The sequence below is a fragment of the Citromicrobium bathyomarinum genome (assembly GCF_021021475.1).
Classification (GTDB): Bacteria; Pseudomonadota; Alphaproteobacteria; order Sphingomonadales; family Sphingomonadaceae; genus Alteriqipengyuania; species Alteriqipengyuania bathyomarina.
Window position 1 is genome coordinate 1,235,109 of the sequence record NZ_JAINWL010000001.1, and the last position, 16,565, is coordinate 1,251,673.

Consider the following 16,565-nt stretch of genomic DNA (forward strand, 5'->3'; position numbering starts at 1 on the left):
GGTGCAAGGGTCGGCGCAAGTCGAACCCGGATGGACGCCAAACCTGATGTCACTCGCTCCGCGCCTCGACCTGCGCCAGTCGCAATCGCTGGTGATGACGCCGCAGCTGCAGCAGGCGATCAAGCTGCTGACGCTGTCCAATCTCGAGATCGAAGCGTTTATCGGCGATGCGCTGGAGGCCAACCCGTTGCTCGAAATGGGCGAAATTCCTGCGCGCGGCGATGCCGGCCAGCGTGACGAGGATGGCAACGGCGACACGCCCGAAACCCCGCGCGAGGAACGCGACGCGGATGCGCTGATCGCGGAGGGCGCTGCCGAGAGCGACGCGCCGACCGACCTTTCTGCCGCCGAGATGGAGATCGACCGCGACACGGGCGACGGCAGCTGGGGTGCAGCGGAGGGCTTCGGCGGCGAGGATGACGGTTTCTCCGTCGACAGCCACGGCGGCACCGCGCTGTCGCTGTCCGAATATCTCCATGCGCAGGTCGGCGCCGCCGGGCGTGACGACCGCGAGATATTCATCGCCCGCGCGCTGATCGAACGGCTCGACGAAGCAGGTTACCTCACCGAGCCGCTGCGCGAGGTCGCCGATACGCTGGACATTCCGCTCGCCGAAGCGGAGCGCGCACTGCAACTCGTCCAGTCGCTCGATCCCGCAGGGGTCGGCGCGCGCAATCTGGCCGAATGTCTCGCGATCCAGGCGCGCGAGGCGGATCGCTACGATCCGTGCATGGCGCGGCTGATCGACAATCTGGAACTGGTGGCGCGCGGCGAGGTCGCCCGCCTGCATAAGCTGTGCGAGGTCGATGCGGAGGACTTTGCCGAAATGCTCGCCGAATTGCGCAGCTACGATCCACGCCCCGGGCTGACCTTCGGCGAACATGGGGGCAGCCCGGTGGTGCCCGACATCCTGATCGCGCCCGCTCATGACGGCGGCTGGCGAATCGCGCTGAACGAGGCGACCCTGCCGCGGCTGGTGGTCAACCGCCCCTATCTGGTCGAGCTTCGCGACGGCTGCCGCGACCGCTCCAGCCGCGCGTGGCTGAAGGATCGGCTGGAGGATGCGCGCTGGCTGATCCGCGCGCTGGACCAGCGGCAGAAGACCATCCTTGCCGTGGCGAGCGAGATCGTCACCCAGCAGGAGGGATTTTTCCGCCACGGCGTCAGCCATCTGCGCCCGTTGACGCTGAGGCAAATCGCCGAGAAGATCGAGATGCACGAAAGCACGGTCAGCCGGGTGACCAGCAACAAGTTCCTCCACTGCCCGCGCGGCACCTTCGACCTCAAGTACTTCTTCACCAGCGGCGTGGGCGGCGGCGAGGACGGCGAAGGCGCGAGCGCGGCGGCGGTCAAGGCGCGGATCAAGGCGCTGACCGACGCCGAGGATGCGAAGGCAATCCTCTCCGACGACAAGCTGGTGACCCTGCTCAAGGCCGAGGGCTTCGACATCGCGCGGCGCACGGTCGCCAAATATCGCGAGGCGATGGGGATCGGCTCCAGCGTGGAACGACGCCGGGCGAAGAAGCTGGCGGCGATCGGCTAGGCGCAGACCGCCGCCAGCCTGACGTCAGTCGCGCCGCAACACCGCGAAATAGGTCACATTGTCGTCGGTGTCCTGCACGTCCGCTGCCAGCACATCGAGGTTGTACAGCTGCGCCGCACGGGTCGAGGCGAGTGCGGCGCGGGTAAGCTGCCGTGCTTCAGCCACCTCGCTTGCGGCCCCGGCGGTGTCGCCCGCTTCCTCTGCCCGTGCGCCGATCTGCGCCAGGAAGCGCGTGCATTCGGCCAGCGCCATCGGATGGCTCGCGACCACCTCCACCTCTTCCAGCCGGGTGCCTGGCACTGCGAGGCAGTGGAACACGACCGGTTGGGGATGCACGTCGAGCCGGGTGACGGGGAGCGAGGCGAGCAATTGCTCCACCCCCGGCACCGCACCCGCAATCGAGTTTTCGAACGGGATGACAGCCCTGTCGCAGGTGCCCGCGATCAACGCGTCGCACGCGGCGCGGAAATCCCTGTAACCGACCGGCTCGGCGTCGGGGAAGCGGCCCAGGCACGCAAGTTCGCCGAAGGCACCGGGGTGCCCTCCATAAGCAATACGCATGTCGGTGTCCGGATCAGGCGGCGCGGCGGGCCAGCGGGACGACCCGCTCGATCGCGCACAGGTGCATCTCGCCCGAGACGGCGATGGGGCACACTGCCTCGCCCCGGCCCAGCCGGGCGGCGAGTTCGCTCTGTTCGAGCACGGCGTAGCTACGATCTTCGCACAGCCGGTCGCGCGACAGGCGGCCGACCGCGAGCGCGGAGCCACGCCCGCCCTCGCCCAGCAGCCCGTCGATGATGACCAGCTCGGGTTCGTCGGCCAGTGCGGTCCACCAGTCGCCCTCGCCGATCTCGATCATGGCGATCGCCTTGCCCGTGCGCGCACGCTCCAGCGCCGCTTCGGGCGAGGCGCTCTTGCGCACCGGGATGATCGTGCCGAACCGGGCGCGTGCCATCAGCTGCATGCGTTCCGGGTGGCGGGTGGCGTGCAGCGCGATCTCGATCGGGCGCTGGGCCTGCAGATTGATCGCCATCAGCTCGCGCCAGATCGCGGTCAGACTGACTTCGGGGATGCGGCGGGTCATTGCGTCGAGCCGGGCGATAATGCTCGCCTCGCGCGCGGGCCGCAGCAGCAGCTCGTCGCTATCCTCGTCTGTAACATCTTCCGATTTGGCGCTGGCGATCGAGGCGGCAAGGTCGAGCCGCTTCTCGATCAGAGCCAGCAGTTCCTCGTCGAGCGTATCGATCTCCTGACGCAAAGTATCGATGGTGCGGTGATTGGCGGCATTGGCAGACATGGTGAATTCGCTTTCGGTTCGTCACCGGCGCACGACGCAATGGGTCGGCGCGGGTGGTTATCGTTCGTTTGTCTCGATGGTGGCCGCTTTTCGCGCAGGGCCTCGCGCGGATCCCGATACGCCGCTCAGGCGTACCGGCCGCTAAACGAACCGAAATAATAGCCGTAATAGGAGAAACGCGCGCCAGCCAGATACACGAATGGCGGCACGGAAAGCTGTGTCGGGGCCGAAGCGGGGATTGCGAGATCCCGATGCTTGGTCATGACCAAATTGCTCCCGAGGCAAGGATTGAAATCAAAGCGCTGCCTCCCACGCTTTGCGCGTAACGAAATAACGCAAGCTTTGCCGCACTGCAACCTCGTATATCGCACAGGCCCGATGCTGTGGCATTCGGGTGACTCGCGCCGTGCCCGGTCCACCCGACTCGCAATTCTGCCGTTTCTTCGTGCGACTCGCCGGTTTTTCACGCTTTACACGATGTTAACCTTTTCCGTTCAGACCTTATGTGGTTAATAAGCGCAACACCTTCTGCGGGGGGCGTTGCAGCACATTCATCGGGCCAAAGGGGGCGACCCAATGCGCGTATTGCTGATCGAAGACGAGCCGAGCACGGCGAAGGCGATCGAGCTGATGCTCACGACCGAGGGGTTCAATGTCTACAGCACCGATCTGGGCGAGGAAGGCCTCGATCTGGGCAAACTGTACGATTACGATATCATCCTGCTCGACCTGAACCTGCCGGACATGCACGGTTACGACGTGCTCAAGAAGCTGCGTGTCGCCAAGGTGCAGACGCCGGTTCTGATCCTCTCGGGGATTTCCGAGATGGACAGCAAGGTCCGCTCCTTCGGCTTCGGGGCCGACGATTACGTGACCAAGCCGTTCCATCGCGAAGAACTGGTCGCCCGGATCCACGCCGTGGTCCGCCGTTCCAAGGGCCACAGCCAGTCGGTCATCCGCACCGGCAAGCTGGCGGTGAACCTCGACGCGAAGACCGTGGAAGTCGACAGCGCGCGGGTCCACCTGACCGGCAAGGAATACGCGATGCTGGAGCTGCTCAGCTTGCGCAAGGGCACCACGCTGACCAAGGAAATGTTCCTCAACCACCTGTATGGCGGGATGGACGAGCCCGAACTCAAGATCATCGACGTGTTCATCTGCAAGCTGCGCAAGAAGCTCAGCCATGCGTGCGACGGCGAGAATTACATCGAAACCGTGTGGGGCCGCGGCTACGTGCTGCGCGATCCCAACGAAGAGGCCGAAGCCGCGTAAACTACGGCATCGCTAGGTTTTCAGGACATTGATGGGGGCGTCGTGGTTTCACGGCGCTCCCATTCTTTTAGCGTGCGCGGGCTGGAGAGGCGGGCGAAGTCGACCCCGCTGGGCTCCTGAAACACGCGCAGCCCGAATTCGGGCAGGATCGCCAGCAGGTGGTCGAAAATGTCCGACTGGATCGCTTCGTATTCCGACCAGTCGGTAGTCGCGGCGAAGGTATAGATCTCCAGCGGCAGGCCCGTGGGCGTCGGCTCCAGCTGGCGTACCAGCGTCGTCATCTCCTGATCGATTCGCGGGTGGGTGCGCAGATACGCGAGCACATAGGCGCGGAAGGTGCCGATATTGGTGATCCGCCGCGCGTTTACCGGATTGTCCTCCCCCGCCATTTCGCGCGCGTTCCAGTCGCGCAGTTCCTGTTCCTTGCGGTCCAGATAGTCGCGCAGCAGGCGGAAGCGGCGCAGATCGGCCAGTTCCTGTTCGGTCAGGAAACGCAGCGTGTTCTGGTCGAGATGGATCGCGCGCTTGATCCGCCGCCCGCCCGATTCGGCCATCCCGCGCCAGTTGCGGTAGGATTCGTTGATCAGCTTGTAGGTCGGGATCGTGGTGATCGTCTTGTCGAAGTTCTGCACCTTCACCGTGTGCAGCGCGATATCGATCACATCGCCATCCGCGTTCTGCTGCGGCATCTCGATCCAGTCGCCGACCCGCAGCATGTCCTGCGCGGACAGCTGGACCGATGCGACCAGGCTGAGGATCGTGTCCTTGAACACCAGTAGCAGCACCGCCGCCATCGCGCCGAGGCCCGACAATAGCAGCAGCGGCGACTGCTCGATCAGTGCGGCCACGCCGAGGATCGCGGCGGCGGCGAAGACCAGGATCTTCACCACCTGGAGGAAGCCCTTGATCGGGCGATTGCGCGCTTCCGGGCGGCGCTTGTACAGCTCGTTGACGTAGGTCAGCCCGGTCGTGATGGCGAGCGCGACGACCAGCACGATGGTCGCATTCGCGACGTTGGAGATCACCGCCTCCAGCTCTTCAGGCAGGTGGCGCACGAACACGATCCCGCGCGAGATGATCAGCAGCGGAATCGTGGTGACCAGCCAGCCGACCGCCTTGTCCGGCGTCTTGGTCCGCTTGTCGAGGAAGGGCGCGGCCAACCGCAGCACCACCTTCTTGAGCACCAGATTGACGAGGAAGGCGATCCCCAGCAGCAGCGCCACACCGCCCAGTGCCTCGACCAGCGGGGGCTGCCCTTCAAGATAGGTGAACATTTCGCGCATCGTGCACGCCGCCTAACGCGAACCGCCCGGCTGCGTCACCCCCGTCCGTCGGGCACGAGCAAGAAATGCTTTGCGCGCGGCCAGCCGATTTCGCTTGGAAACCCCTGTCGCGTCTGCGCATTTGCTTGGCGCTACACAACCTTTCGCAGGGCCCTATGTCGTTTCTGTCTGACTATTCGGCCCAGATCGGGCTGGTGGTGCTGGTCCTCACCTTCATCGCCTTCCTGATGGAGCGGCGGCCACCGGTGGTGATCGCGGTCGTCTCGGGCGCAGTGATGCTCGCGCTCGGCTATCTTCCGCCCAAGGAAATGCTGACGACCTTCGCCAACTCGGCGCCGATCACCATCGCCGCGATGTTCATCCTGACCGGCGCGCTGCTGCGGACCGGCGCGCTGGAGGAGGTCTCCGGCTGGGTCATCCGCCGGACCACGCAGAGCCCCCGGCTGGCGACAGCCGAGATCGGGCTGGGCACGATCGCCGCGTCGGCCTTCATGAACAACACGCCGGTCGTCATCGTGATGATCCCGGTGGTCAAGAAGCTGGCGCAGGTGCTGAAGACGGGCGCGACCCGGCTGCTGATCCCGCTGTCCTACCTGTGCATCCTGGGCGGGACGATGACGCTGATCGGCACCTCGACCAACCTGCTGGTCGACGGCGTCGCGCAGCAGGCAGGCCAAGCGCCTTTCGGCATTTTCGAGATTACCGCGGTCGGTGTCGTCGGGATGATCGCCGGGGTCGCCGTCCTGCTGCTGCTGGGCCCGCTGCTGCTGCCCAATCGCGGCCCGCGCATGGGCGACGAGACGCGCGAGAGCGACATCTACCTCACCCACCTGACGCTGATGGCGACCAGCAAATATGTTGGTCGAACACTGGCAGAGAGCAATATCGGGCGGCGGCCCGGCGTGCGCGTGGTGGCGATCCAGCGCGGCACCGACCTCTATCGCAAGGATCTGGGCGCGTTCGAACTCGCCGCCGACGACCAGCTGATCGTCAGCGCCAGCCCCGAGGAAATCACCTCGCTCGCCGAAGCACCCGATTTTCGTACCGGGCTCGTTGGCCTCGGCGGCGGGGTCGAAACCGCGCGGGACAAGCGCCCGGCAGACCTGAAGGTGATAGAGGCGGTGGTTTCCGCCACGCACCCCGTGGTCGGCCAGCGGCTGAAGGAAATCCCGCTGCTCTCACGCCTGAGGGTCCGCGTGCTCGGCATCGCGCGCCCGCACCACCTGCCCGGGCCCTCCTTGGGCGAGACGCGGGTGCGCGCGGGCGACCGGCTGCTGATCGCGGCGGGGCCGGACGCGGCGCAGGCGCTGCAGGGCAATGTCCAGCTGACCAATGTCGGGCTCACCACCGCGCAATCCTTCCGGCGGACCAAGGCCCCGATCGCGATTGCCACGCTGGCGGCGGTGGTGGTGGGCGCGGCGGTGTTCGGCCTGCCGATCGAGGCACTGGCGGTGGGCGGCGTCGCGCTGGTGCTGGCGACCCGCTGTATCGAGCCGAGCGACGCCTGGGCGAGCCTCGATGGCAGCACGCTGGTGCTGATCTTCGGGATGCTCGCCTTCGGGACTGGGCTCGACAATGCCGGGACGGTCAAGCTGATCGTCGACACGCTCCAGCCGCTGCTCGGCGCGAGTTCGCTGCTGGTGCTGATCCTGCTGGTCTATGGCGTCACCAGCACGCTGACCGAGGTGATCACCAACAACGCGATCGCGGTGATCATGACCCCGCTCGCCATCGGGCTCGCCGATGCCGCCGGGCTCGACGCGCGGCCGCTGATCGTGGCGGTGATGTTCGGCGCCAGCGCCAGCTTCGCGACCCCGATCGGCTACCAGACCAACACGCTGGTCTACGGCGCGGCCAACTACCGATTCTCCGACTTCGTGAAGATCGGGGTGCCGATGAATATCGTGGTCGGCCTGGCAGTGTCCTTCGCGATCTGGATTTACTTCGGCTGAGGCGCTAGCCGCTCCCGCATGACCGCATACAAGGACGGCGATCCCACCACCCTCAGCCGACTCTATGGCCGCAGCGTCGGCAAGCCGCTGCGCGCGCGCCAGCAGGCGCTCGTCGACGATCTGCTGCCGAAAATCTCCGTGCCCGAAGAAGGCCCGGTGACGGCAGAGCGCCTGTTCGGCGAGGATTGCCCGCTGCATTTCGAAATCGGCTTCGGCGGGGGCGAGCATCTTGCCTACCGCGCCGACCTCCTGCCCAATCACGGCTTCATCGGGGCCGAGCCCTTCCTCAACGGGGTCGCGCAGGCGCTGACCCATGTGGAGGAACAGCGGCTCCCCAATATCCGCCTGCACGCGGGCGACGCGCTGGAAGTGCTCTCACGCGTCCCCGACGGCGCGCTGACCATGGTCTACCTGCTCCATCCCGACCCTTGGCCCAAGGCGCGCCATGCGAAGCGGCGGATGATGAACGACGGGCCGGTGCGGATGATCGCGGACAAGCTGAAGCCCGGCGGCGAATTCCGCTTCGGCACCGATCACCCGGTCTACGTGCGCCATGCGCTGATGGTGATGCGGCGCTTCACCGATCCGGCGACCGGCCCGTTCGAGTGGGTGGTCGATGGCCCGAAGAGCTTCCAGCAGCGCCCCTCTGGCTGGTGCGAGACCCGGTACGAGAAGAAGGCCCGCGAACAGATGGGCCACGAAGTCTGGTACTTTCGATTCAGGCGACGCTAGACTACGCTGATGTTGTAAAAACAACGACTTAGCGCAAAACACTTACGCCAGAATTGCCTCCAATTCGCCCCTTTTTCCGCTTGCGTGATTACCCGGTGATTGCCAGAAAAGGCCACGAGGTATCGCATGGCAACAGGAAAAATCAGCAAGCGCACGGTCGATTCGCTCCCGGTTGGACCAAAGGAAAACTATCTTTGGGACACCGATCTCAAGGGCTTTGGCGTCAAGATTACAACTGCTGGATCAATCAGTTACATAATCCAGTTCCGAATGGGCGGACGAGAAGCGAAGACCCGTCGTTTCACGATCGGATCACATGGATCTCCTTGGACACCGACTACTGCACGCTTGGAAGCTGAGCGATTGTTGGTGATTGTTGCGCAGGGCATTGATCCGGTTGATGCGGAAAAGCAGCGCCGCCGGGAAGCTGTCGACCTCGCCTTCTCGAATTACGCTGACCTCTTCACTCGCTCCTGCAAACGCGAGGGATGGCGTCGCCTCGTGGAGCGATCCATTCGCCTCTACCTCAAGCCCACATTCGGAATGAAGGCGCTGCCAGCGATTACGAAGATCGACGTCGTTTCGGTTCTCGATCAGATGCCGCCCAAGCAGGTGGCAAACCGGCGAAATGTCTTTGCCGTTATGCGCCGCCTGTTTCGCTGGGCCGTCAGTCGCGGAGATATCGATCGCAATCCGATGGAGGGCATGGAAACGCCGTCTCCGGTCAAGCCACGAGAGCGCTGGCTCAAGGATGGCGAACTCCGCCATATCTGGAATGCGGCGCCGGAATGTCATCGCTGCTTTGGTCCAATTGTCAGGCTTCTGATCGTAACCGGACAGCGCCGTGAAGAAGTCTCCGGGATGCACTGGCAGGAGCTCAGTCGCAGCGAAAGATTATGGACCCTGCCCGGATCTCGAACCAAGAACGGAGAACCTAACTCCATTCCCCTCAACGATCTTGCAATCGCCGAGCTCGACCGGGAGGCTCGCGGCGAGAGGTGGCCGCGTAAGGGCCGTGTTTTCGCGACAGCTAGCGGGGCGGGCTTTACGGGATACGCCAAAGGGAAGGTGAAGCTCGACAGCCTGATCGAGGAACGTTGCGAAGAGCCGCTCGAAGCCTGGCGCCTTCATGATCTACGACGAACCCTCGCAACGAACTTCCAGCGGCTTGGCGTTCGGTTTGAAGTCACCGAAGCCGTTCTCAACCATGTGGGCGGATCTCGCGCCGGAGTCGCCGGCATCTACCAGCGCCACGACTGGAAGGACGAAAAGCGCCAGGCGCTCGATGCCTGGAATGACCACCTCGCGACGGTTCTGTCCGAGAGTGGGGAGACGACCTAAAATATTGGCGAGGGCTAGGGCGTCTGCTGGTTCAAACGTCCGACAAGAGCGGGTACCAGATCCTCAATGTGTTGATGATATGCGCGTACCGCTCGGTTTGAGCCATCGAACCCTTGCTGCGCTTTTCGCTCAATTTGCTCAAGGGCATGCGGCGCGCCAGGCCAAATCACCGGCTCGAGTTCACGTAGCGGATGGAGTCTGTCGCTAATGCGTTCGACCAAATGTACGCGAAACCGATTGCCTGAGCTTGCCGCGATGTCTCTGAAGGCGCGCGCCAATCGGTCGGCATAAGCACCTCGCGTGTCGTTTGATCCTTCGTTGATTGTCAGTGATTTGTGATCGTTGTCGGGAGCCTGCTCCAAAAGCAGGGCGTTGACTTGCAGAATGTCGCGCAAGGCCTGTTCGGTAAGCAGCGGTACGCGAAATCCTTCGCCGGGCGTGAGGTCGACCAGCCCTTCACCGACAAGCTGGTTCAGGCTGTCTCTTACCGGCGTCATGCTCACTCCGAAATCGTCAGCGAGTCGCATCGCCTCAAGCTTCGTACCGGCCCGGAAGCGCCCTTCCAGCAATGCATCTTTCAACCGCCTGTACGTAGGCTCGAGGACGTGAGCGGGACTCATCGTCCGCCGCGGCGCGTCTTGGCGAACTCACGAACCGCTTCTTTCTGGTCGGGGCGCAGACTATCGGTTGCCTGAGGGAATTCGGGCACCTTGTCGCTCAGCAAAACCGACGGGCATTGCCCTTCGAAATTACCCAGGTTCGGACGGTGCTGCACATATCCGGCGAGCTCGGCGAGTTCGGGAGAGAACTCTTTTGCTACTGCTGGTGGATAGGCCAGCCAGAGATTCTCGTAGGGTTTGAGCCAGCCGAGACTGTAGCCGATTACGACACCGCGGCGGACATCCTCGGTCTGGTTTGGTCCCGCTCCATGGACGGTGGAGCCGAGAAAGCAGATCGCATCGCCGGGCTTGCAAACAGCTACTATGGGATCGTCGAGACTTTCGAGATTGTCGACAGGCTTCCTGTGCGTCCCGGGGTAGATGCGTGTCGCGCCATTGAGGCGAGTAAATTCGGTCAGCGGCCAGATGACGTTGAGAAGATATTCGTGATCGCCCTTGCGGCCTGCCCACATATCCTGATCGCAATGCGGAAACTGTTCTATCTCGCCGGGATGGATCGCGATCGCCTGGGCGACATTGAGCTGTATCCGGTCGCAGGCGCTGCCGAGAATTGCGCGGGCGAGCGATAGGACTAGCGGCTGCAGGACTAGATCGCCTGCGACCTGCGACCGGCGAAGCAGGCTTCCAAACCGTTTGGTCCGATGGCCATAGAAGTCTCCCTTGCCGAGGGGCGCCTGCGCAAATGCACCTTCCAGGTCGGCATCGAGTGCGGCGATCTGTTGCTCGGCGACAAGCTGCGGAATGATGCAATAGCCATCCTCTTGCAGCTGATCGAGCCAATGCGCCTCCCTCGGCCCAGTCATGCTGCCAGCTCCATGCCGCCATAGGCTTCCGGCTTAGGATTGCGGCAGTAGATCCCTGCGTTGGCGAGTTGCGCGCGTGTATCTTGGTCGATGTCGATCCGAAGAGCGACAAGCTGCTGCCCATCGATAGAAACGCACGGTCCAAGCTGCTGGCAGCGCCAGCCGAACTGGGCGATCTGACGGAACCAGGGCACTGGGGCGACCGCCGAATAACCAGAGATCCCTTCCGATATTGCAAAATCGGCGAGTGCGGAGACGAGCTGGTTGCGGACACTCCGGCGATCAGCGCGCGGCAACGTGGGATCGATACAGAATCGGGTAATCTCGCGAAATGCCTCATCTTGCGGAACAGGTCCGGTGCACAGCTGCGGAAAGAGATCGCGTAAGATATGAGGTCCATCAGAACGCAGGAGCCGGGCCGATGCGCGATGCTCGCACTTTTCGCCGGTGAGGACGAGATAGGCGGCCGAGGGCGTATCGAACTGGTCGATTTCAAAGGTCCCGTCGAGCACCGGAACGTCCCACCCAAGAAGATCCACGAACACGCGCTTGCGCGCCTCGAACATGGCGCGAAGTGCCGGATCGACCAAGTTTGCACCATTTATACCGCTGCTTTGCTGCATGAAGATTACCTGTGAACTTGATGACTGCTCGCATCTCATCAAATCCGGATAGGCAGCGACATACCAAGAACTGGGGAGGGCCACATCTGGCGCTCTACAGGGGAGAGTTTACTGGCCATCCCACCTTTGCGATGAGCGTCAGCGTTTGAAAATCATCAAGATACGACAGGTATCTTATCGGTCCGATTCTGTTCATCCCGGGAAGGTCACAAGCTGGCTATGAATGCAAAAGTCATCACGAACTTCCAGCTTGGCAGCCGCGAATCCTCTTCGGCGCCTGATGTCTTGCCCCTCGCTACAGAGCATGCGCTGCAATCCGCCGGAGCTGCTTTCCATGCGCTCGCCGACACCATGCCGCAGATGGTATGGTCGACTCTTCCCGACGGCTCCCACGATTATTACAATGCGCGCTGGTATGAATTCACGGGTGTCCCTGTCGGATCAACCGACGGCGAAGGATGGGCCGGGATGTTCCATGAGGATGACCAGGCCGACACATGGAAGAAATGGAACCACAGCCTCGCTACCGGCGAACCGTACGAGGTTGAATATCGCCTGAGGCATCACAGCGGCGATTATCGCTGGATGATCGGTCGTGCGCTGCCGATCCTCAACGAGGAGGGTGAGATCCAGCGCTGGATCGGCACTTGTACGGATATCGACGAGCAGAAGCGCACCGCCCTCCAAAACGAAATCCTGAGTCAAGAGCTCAGCCATCGCATCAAGAACATCTTCGCGATTGTTTCCGGTTTGATCAGCCTGACAGCGCGCGCAAATGAAGCGTTCGGTGAAGCGTCGCGCGACCTGCTGGGCCGGATTTCCGCGCTGGGGCGCGCGCACGAATTCGTCCGGCCCCACAGCGAAAAGTCCCAGCCCGAGGGCAAGGAAGTGACCCTCGCCACGCTGCTTGCGACGATCTTCGAGACCTATCCTGCCTTTTCCGAAAGAAGGATTGCTATTTCCGGCCCCGATATCGCGGTCGAAAGCCGCGCCGCCACGCCGGTTGCATTGGTGTTCCACGAGCTGGCTACCAACGCGATGAAGTACGGAGCTCTGTCCAATCCCGAGGGAAGGATTTCGCTGGACCTTTCAACCGAGGACGAGATGGTCCGCTTCCGCTGGAGGGAACACGGAGCTCACATCGACAAGGCGAGTGAGCCTCAAACGGGTTTCGGAAGTCGCCTCATCGAGTTGGCCGTGAAGCAACAGCTAGGAGGCAATTACGAGAGAACCTGGCATGACGATGGCGTTGAACTCGTCATGGATGTCCGAAAAAGCAGGTTGCAGGAGCCTAGTTAAAGAAGAGCCTAAGACGGGCTGGCGGATCGATTTTTTCGCCCTTCCGGACCGCAATGACATAGTCGAGAACCTGCTTGAGAATGCTAAGATCGACCGGTTTTTCCAGCGCGCCCAGCGTTCCGCTCACCCCTTCGCCGAGTTGTGCGGGATTGGCGGTTACGAAAATAACCTCGATCCCGAAATCCGCAGCAAGCTTCTCGCCGATCCTCGGACCAGTGGCTCCATCGGCCAGATTGACATCGACGAGCGCCACATCGATCGCGTCTGAAGCCTTTGCCAATGCCGATTGCATGTCGTCGGCTATGCCTGCGGATTCATGACCGAGATCGTGAACCACCGCCTCCATTTCGACAGCTATGAGGAATTCGTCTTCGACAATCAGAATGGTGGTCGGCATGGAAAGCTATCAAAAGTTAAATGACGAGGCTCTGTAGTGAGGGGACGGACAGGGCGCATATTCGTTCCCTCGCCTCGTCGCATCCGGCTTCGATCGAAATAGCTTCAAGACGCGCACCCGTTCCGACGGCATAGCTTCACTATCGGGCGCCAGGACCACGACCAAAGAGCGTATCTATGATGGGGCATTCCGGAACATCACCGCCTTCGCAGCGGGCTGATACATCGGCTAGCGTGCGCTCCAACCTAGTCAAATCAGCAATTTTAGCTCGCACGCTGGCCAGATGGTTATTGGTCAGATCCCGAACCTCGCCGCAGCTGTAGGGGTGCGAATCAACGAGGCTGAGCAGGCTTTTGAGCTCCTCGATCGAAAAACCCAGATCGCGGCCGCGCAAGATAAAGCCGAGCCGCGCCTGGTCGCCGGGTGGATAGAGCCTGTGCCCGCTTGCCGTACGCTCGGGAGGCTGAAGCAGACCGATGTTCTCGTAGTAGCGGATTGTCTCAAGGTTGCAGCCCGACCGTCTGGCCAGTTCTCCCCGTTTGATCACTTGCGATGCTGTCATGAGCCATATGCCAATTAGTGCTTGAACCTGTAGTTACTACAGGGAGTACATTGGTTTCCATGGTCGATCAAATGCACAAGAACGCGCAGCGCTTATGGGCGAGCGGCGGGACGCTCGGCGCGATACTCGCCTCGTCCTGCTGTATTGCCCCGCTGTTACTGCTGAGCCTTGGCATCAGCGGCGCGTGGATCGGCAATCTCACTGCGCTCGAACCGTACAAATGGGTATTTATCGCCATTGCGGTTGTCTTTTTGGCCCTTGGATTCCGGCACGTCTATTTTCGGCAAGCCGAACCTTGCGAAGACGGAACATATTGCGCGCGGCCCGGAGCAAACCTGCTCGTCAAAAGCTCCCTGTGGCTGGCGACCGTATTGGTCGCTGCCTCGTCCACGGTCGAGTGGTGGGCGCCGCAATTCTACTAGGAGTTCGAAAGATGAAGAAGACGATGATCGTCGCAGTTGCGATACTGGGACTGGCCGGAGCGGGTATCTGGGCAGCGACCTTGTTTCCGCCAAACTCCGACGAACGGGTTCAACAAAATTCCGCGCATCTGCAATCGGCAAGTTTTGCGGTCGAGAATATGACCTGCGCGACCTGCCCGATAACGGTTCGGCGCGCGATGGAAGGCGTGGCAGGCGTGCACGAGGTGACTATCGATTACGAGACCAGGACGGCGACTGCGCAGTTCGATCCTGAGCGAACAACCACAAGCGCGATCGCCGCGGCGTCGACCGAGGCCGGATATCCGGCGATCCTTTCAGAGAGCGCGCTATGATCGAACTGAAGTCCGAGATCACATGCCCTACTTGCGGGTACAAAAAGCTCGAAAGAATGCCGACGGATGCCTGCTGGTTTTTCTACGATTGCAATGGTTGCGGTGTGAAACTCCGCCCCAATGCGGGCGATTGCTGTGTCTTCTGCTCATTCGGCACCATCCCCTGCCCGCCGATCCAGGAAACGCGTGCCGATCGCAAGGGCGCCACATGTTGCGGAGGGCGGTGAGATGAGTACGCGAAACTTCGATCTTATAGTGCTGGGTGTTGGTATGGCGGCCGTAAATGCCGCCAACAAATGCGCCTCAGCCGGTTGGTCGGTCGCGGTGGTCGACGCACTGCCTTATGGCGGCACCTGCGCCCTGCGCGGCTGCGATCCGAAGAAAATGCTCCGCCGCGGGGCGGAAATCATCGACGCAGCGCGGCTCATGCACGGCAAGGGCATCGAACCGAACGACATCGCCATCAACTGGCCCGATCTGGTCGCCTTCACGCAGACGTTCACCGACAAAATGCCCGGTCGGATCGAAAACGGTCTGGAGAGCAACGGCGTCACTACCCTTCACGGGAAAGCGCGCTTCGTCGGCGAAGATACCGTCGAAATCGACGGCGAGGGGCAGTTTCAGGCAAACCATTTCCTGATCGCAACGGGTGCCAAGCCGCGGACGATAGATGTTCCCGGCTCCGAACACCTTACCGACAGCACCGAGTTCATGCGGCTCGATGCGCTGCCCGAACGCATCCTGTTCATCGGCGGCGGCTTCATCTCGTTCGAGTTTGGCCATATCGCAGCACGCGCCGGCAGCGAGGTGTGCATGATCGATCGCGGCGAGAGACCGCTTAAAGGTTTCGATGCCGATCTTGTTGAAAGACTCGTCGCGCGAGGCGAGGAAGTCGGCGTCCAACTGCGACGGCGCACGTCACTCAAATCCATCAAGAAGGACGGGACGGACTTTCTTGTCACGGTAGAAACGGGTAGCGAAACGAAAGATTTGCGCGCCGATCTCGTCGTCCAAGGCGCGGGCCGCGTCGCGGCAATTGATCAGCTCGATCTGGCCGCAGCCAATGTCGAGGCAGGTGACAAGGGCGTTGCGGTCAACGCCTACCTGCAAAGCACGTCCAACCCGAAAATCTACGCTGCCGGGGATGCCGCCGATACGCAGGGTGCCCCGCTTACGCCTGTCGCGGTTTTCGAGGGCAAGGTAGCTGCGTCCAATATGCTCAAGGGCAACCGGACCAAGCCGGATTATTCGGGAGTTCCGAGCGCTGTATTTACCGTACCGGAGCTAACCCGCGTTGGCATGCTCGAACAGGATGCACGAGAGGCCGGGCACGATATCCGCGTCGTCGAGAATGACACCGGCGACTGGTATTCCAACCTTCGCGTTGGCGAAAGCTGCGCTGCAACCAAGGTTATAATCGATAAGGACAGCGACACTATCCTGGGCGCCCATCTGCTCGGACCCGAATATGGCGAAATCATTAATTTCTTCGGTTTGGCCATCCGACTTGGACTGACAACAAGCGATCTCAAGAAAATGGTATCGGTGTATCCGAGCGTGGGCTCCGATCTTGGCTCCATGCTATCGTAGTTGCGCCTCGCTTGGTCCAGTAAAGCCATCAACCGGGTAATCCCGTTTGCGATCGACAGTCGAAATCTCGATAGAGGTCAGATGATGACCTTTCTCGCATATCTCGGTGCTGCAATTGCTGAAATTGCGGGCTGTTTCGCTTTCTGGGCGTGGTTGCGTATGGACAAGTCGGCTTGGTGGCTCGTTCCGGGCGTGGCTTCACTCGTCCTTTTTGCCTATTTGCTAACGCTGGTCGATGCCGAGCATGCAGGTCGAACTTATGCTGCCTACGGCGGGGTCTACATTCTGTCCGCGCTTTTGTGGCTTTGGATCGCAGAAGGCGTGAAGCCCGATCGGTGGGACACTCTGGGCGTGGCGATCTGCCTTGTAGGCGCCGGCGTCATCTTGCTCGCCCCCAGACCGGTATGAGGCACATC

General features: G+C 61.9%; 20 protein-coding genes. 11 read left to right on the forward strand and 9 right to left on the reverse strand.

The features are described 5' to 3' along the window. The first annotated feature begins 46 nt into the window (after positions 1-46). Positions 47-1,543, forward strand: coding sequence for an RNA polymerase factor sigma-54 (rpoN, locus tag K7H93_RS06200; protein WP_230782930.1), 1,497 nt, complete (start codon positions 47-49; stop codon positions 1,541-1,543). Between the two features lie 24 nt (positions 1,544-1,567). Here the strand turns inward: rpoN and K7H93_RS06205 are convergent, their stop codons facing one another. From K7H93_RS06205 to K7H93_RS06215, 3 genes are all read right to left on the reverse strand, one after another. Continuing rightward, positions 1,568-2,104: a prephenate dehydratase domain-containing protein gene (locus K7H93_RS06205; RefSeq protein WP_230782931.1), complete on the reverse strand. Its 537-nt coding sequence runs from the start codon at positions 2,102-2,104 to the stop codon at positions 1,568-1,570. A gap of 13 nt (positions 2,105-2,117) precedes the next feature. Continuing rightward, positions 2,118-2,840 carry a chorismate mutase gene (locus K7H93_RS06210; protein ID WP_230782932.1) on the reverse strand — a complete coding sequence of 241 codons (723 nt, stop codon included), beginning with the start codon at positions 2,838-2,840 and terminating at the stop codon, positions 2,118-2,120. A 125-nt stretch (positions 2,841-2,965) separates the two neighbouring features. Beyond that, positions 2,966-3,103, reverse strand: a complete 138-nt coding sequence (locus K7H93_RS06215; RefSeq protein ID WP_226664458.1) for a hypothetical protein — start codon at positions 3,101-3,103, stop codon at positions 2,966-2,968. Between the two features lie 313 nt (positions 3,104-3,416). Here K7H93_RS06215 and ctrA point away from each other — a divergent pair, with 313 nt between their 5' ends. After that, a complete protein-coding gene (gene ctrA / locus K7H93_RS06220) occupies positions 3,417-4,112 on the forward strand; it encodes a response regulator transcription factor CtrA (RefSeq protein ID WP_010233034.1) in 696 nt (231 codons plus the stop codon). Positions 4,113-4,132: 20 nt separating this feature from the next. Here the strand turns inward: ctrA and K7H93_RS06225 are convergent, their stop codons facing one another. Next, positions 4,133-5,395, reverse strand: coding sequence for a mechanosensitive ion channel family protein (locus tag K7H93_RS06225; RefSeq protein WP_230782933.1), 1,263 nt, complete (start codon positions 5,393-5,395; stop codon positions 4,133-4,135). A 155-nt stretch (positions 5,396-5,550) separates the two neighbouring features. Between K7H93_RS06225 and K7H93_RS06230 the strand changes: the two genes are divergently transcribed. The 3 genes from K7H93_RS06230 (at position 5,551) to K7H93_RS06240 (ending at position 9,420) form a co-directional block, all read left to right on the forward strand. After that, entirely contained in the window at positions 5,551-7,347 is a 1,797-nt protein-coding gene (locus tag K7H93_RS06230) for an SLC13 family permease (RefSeq protein ID WP_230782934.1), read from the forward strand. Between the two features lie 18 nt (positions 7,348-7,365). Further along, entirely contained in the window at positions 7,366-8,079 is a 714-nt protein-coding gene (gene trmB / locus K7H93_RS06235) for a tRNA (guanine(46)-N(7))-methyltransferase TrmB (protein WP_230782935.1), read from the forward strand. Between the two features lie 126 nt (positions 8,080-8,205). Next, on the forward strand, positions 8,206-9,420 hold the full coding sequence (locus K7H93_RS06240; RefSeq protein ID WP_230782936.1) for a tyrosine-type recombinase/integrase: 1,215 nt from the start codon (positions 8,206-8,208) through the stop codon (positions 9,418-9,420). A gap of 14 nt (positions 9,421-9,434) precedes the next feature. On the opposite strand, the gene K7H93_RS06245 is transcribed toward K7H93_RS06240, so the two are convergent. The 3 genes from K7H93_RS06245 to K7H93_RS06255 are packed head-to-tail and all read right to left on the reverse strand — an operon-like array spanning position 9,435 to position 11,526. Further along, the gene (locus tag K7H93_RS06245) at positions 9,435-10,001 is read right to left on the reverse strand and encodes a GntR family transcriptional regulator (protein WP_230279203.1); all 567 of its coding nucleotides are present in this window, start codon (positions 9,999-10,001) and stop codon (positions 9,435-9,437) included. Positions 10,002-10,036: 35 nt separating this feature from the next. Further along, a complete protein-coding gene (locus tag K7H93_RS06250; RefSeq protein ID WP_010239387.1) occupies positions 10,037-10,903 on the reverse strand; it encodes a phytanoyl-CoA dioxygenase family protein in 867 nt (288 codons plus the stop codon). Continuing rightward, positions 10,900-11,526, reverse strand: coding sequence for an acyl-homoserine-lactone synthase (locus tag K7H93_RS06255; protein WP_050775909.1), 627 nt, complete (start codon positions 11,524-11,526; stop codon positions 10,900-10,902). The genes K7H93_RS06250 and K7H93_RS06255 overlap by 4 nt, the downstream gene beginning before the upstream one ends. Positions 11,527-11,745: 219 nt before the next feature. Between K7H93_RS06255 and K7H93_RS06260 the strand changes: the two genes are divergently transcribed. Continuing rightward, positions 11,746-12,825 (forward strand): sensor histidine kinase, encoded by a 1,080-nt coding sequence (locus tag K7H93_RS06260; RefSeq protein ID WP_054522828.1) that lies wholly within the window; start codon positions 11,746-11,748, stop codon positions 12,823-12,825. On the opposite strand, the gene K7H93_RS06265 is transcribed toward K7H93_RS06260, so the two are convergent. Next, a complete protein-coding gene (locus K7H93_RS06265; protein ID WP_010240358.1) occupies positions 12,818-13,222 on the reverse strand; it encodes a response regulator in 405 nt (134 codons plus the stop codon). The genes K7H93_RS06260 and K7H93_RS06265 overlap by 8 nt on opposite strands. Before the next feature lie 139 nt (positions 13,223-13,361). After that, on the reverse strand, positions 13,362-13,784 hold the full coding sequence (locus tag K7H93_RS06270) for a MerR family transcriptional regulator (RefSeq protein ID WP_010240361.1): 423 nt from the start codon (positions 13,782-13,784) through the stop codon (positions 13,362-13,364). A gap of 59 nt (positions 13,785-13,843) precedes the next feature. On the opposite strand from K7H93_RS06270, the gene K7H93_RS06275 reads away from it, so the two are divergent. From K7H93_RS06275 to K7H93_RS06290, 5 genes are all read left to right on the forward strand, one after another. Further along, entirely contained in the window at positions 13,844-14,206 is a 363-nt protein-coding gene (locus tag K7H93_RS06275) for a mercuric transporter MerT family protein (RefSeq protein WP_010240364.1), read from the forward strand. A gap of 11 nt (positions 14,207-14,217) precedes the next feature. After that, positions 14,218-14,559, forward strand: a complete 342-nt coding sequence (locus K7H93_RS06280; protein ID WP_047819462.1) for a heavy-metal-associated domain-containing protein — start codon at positions 14,218-14,220, stop codon at positions 14,557-14,559. Beyond that, positions 14,556-14,786: a GDCCVxC domain-containing (seleno)protein gene (locus tag K7H93_RS16040; RefSeq protein ID WP_082379137.1), complete on the forward strand. Its 231-nt coding sequence runs from the start codon at positions 14,556-14,558 to the stop codon at positions 14,784-14,786. Before K7H93_RS06280 ends, K7H93_RS16040 begins: the two co-directional genes overlap by 4 nt. A gap of 1 nt (position 14,787) precedes the next feature. After that, complete coding sequence (locus K7H93_RS06285) at positions 14,788-16,149, forward strand: dihydrolipoyl dehydrogenase family protein (RefSeq protein WP_230782937.1); 1,362 nt, start codon at positions 14,788-14,790, stop codon at positions 16,147-16,149. Positions 16,150-16,230: 81 nt separating this feature from the next. After that, positions 16,231-16,557, forward strand: a complete 327-nt coding sequence (locus K7H93_RS06290) for a YnfA family protein (protein ID WP_054522830.1) — start codon at positions 16,231-16,233, stop codon at positions 16,555-16,557. The last annotated feature ends 8 nt before the right edge of the window (positions 16,558-16,565 follow it).

Excerpts from the sequence above, each read along its gene's own strand:
- rpoN (WP_230782930.1), top strand. The coding sequence starts at position 47 with ATGTCACTCGCTCCGCGCCTCGACCTGCGCCAGTCGCAATCGCTGGTG.
- K7H93_RS06205 (WP_230782931.1), bottom strand. The coding sequence starts at position 2,104 with ATGCGTATTGCTTATGGAGGGCACCCCGGTGCCTTCGGCGAACTTGCG.
- K7H93_RS06210 (WP_230782932.1), bottom strand. The coding sequence starts at position 2,840 with ATGTCTGCCAATGCCGCCAATCACCGCACCATCGATACTTTGCGTCAG.
- K7H93_RS06215 (WP_226664458.1), bottom strand. The coding sequence starts at position 3,103 with ATGACCAAGCATCGGGATCTCGCAATCCCCGCTTCGGCCCCGACACAG.
- ctrA (WP_010233034.1), top strand. The coding sequence starts at position 3,417 with ATGCGCGTATTGCTGATCGAAGACGAGCCGAGCACGGCGAAGGCGATC.
- K7H93_RS06225 (WP_230782933.1), bottom strand. The coding sequence starts at position 5,395 with ATGCGCGAAATGTTCACCTATCTTGAAGGGCAGCCCCCGCTGGTCGAG.
- K7H93_RS06230 (WP_230782934.1), top strand. The coding sequence starts at position 5,551 with ATGTCGTTTCTGTCTGACTATTCGGCCCAGATCGGGCTGGTGGTGCTG.
- trmB (WP_230782935.1), top strand. The coding sequence starts at position 7,366 with ATGACCGCATACAAGGACGGCGATCCCACCACCCTCAGCCGACTCTAT.
- K7H93_RS06240 (WP_230782936.1), top strand. The coding sequence starts at position 8,206 with ATGGCAACAGGAAAAATCAGCAAGCGCACGGTCGATTCGCTCCCGGTT.
- K7H93_RS06250 (WP_010239387.1), bottom strand. The coding sequence starts at position 10,903 with ATGACTGGGCCGAGGGAGGCGCATTGGCTCGATCAGCTGCAAGAGGAT.
- K7H93_RS06255 (WP_050775909.1), bottom strand. The coding sequence starts at position 11,526 with ATGCAGCAAAGCAGCGGTATAAATGGTGCAAACTTGGTCGATCCGGCA.
- K7H93_RS06260 (WP_054522828.1), top strand. The coding sequence starts at position 11,746 with ATGAATGCAAAAGTCATCACGAACTTCCAGCTTGGCAGCCGCGAATCC.
- K7H93_RS06265 (WP_010240358.1), bottom strand. The coding sequence starts at position 13,222 with ATGCCGACCACCATTCTGATTGTCGAAGACGAATTCCTCATAGCTGTC.
- K7H93_RS06270 (WP_010240361.1), bottom strand. The coding sequence starts at position 13,784 with ATGACAGCATCGCAAGTGATCAAACGGGGAGAACTGGCCAGACGGTCG.
- K7H93_RS06275 (WP_010240364.1), top strand. The coding sequence starts at position 13,844 with ATGGTCGATCAAATGCACAAGAACGCGCAGCGCTTATGGGCGAGCGGC.
- K7H93_RS06280 (WP_047819462.1), top strand. The coding sequence starts at position 14,218 with ATGAAGAAGACGATGATCGTCGCAGTTGCGATACTGGGACTGGCCGGA.
- K7H93_RS16040 (WP_082379137.1), top strand. The coding sequence starts at position 14,556 with ATGATCGAACTGAAGTCCGAGATCACATGCCCTACTTGCGGGTACAAA.
- K7H93_RS06285 (WP_230782937.1), top strand. The coding sequence starts at position 14,788 with ATGAGTACGCGAAACTTCGATCTTATAGTGCTGGGTGTTGGTATGGCG.
- K7H93_RS06290 (WP_054522830.1), top strand. The coding sequence starts at position 16,231 with ATGATGACCTTTCTCGCATATCTCGGTGCTGCAATTGCTGAAATTGCG.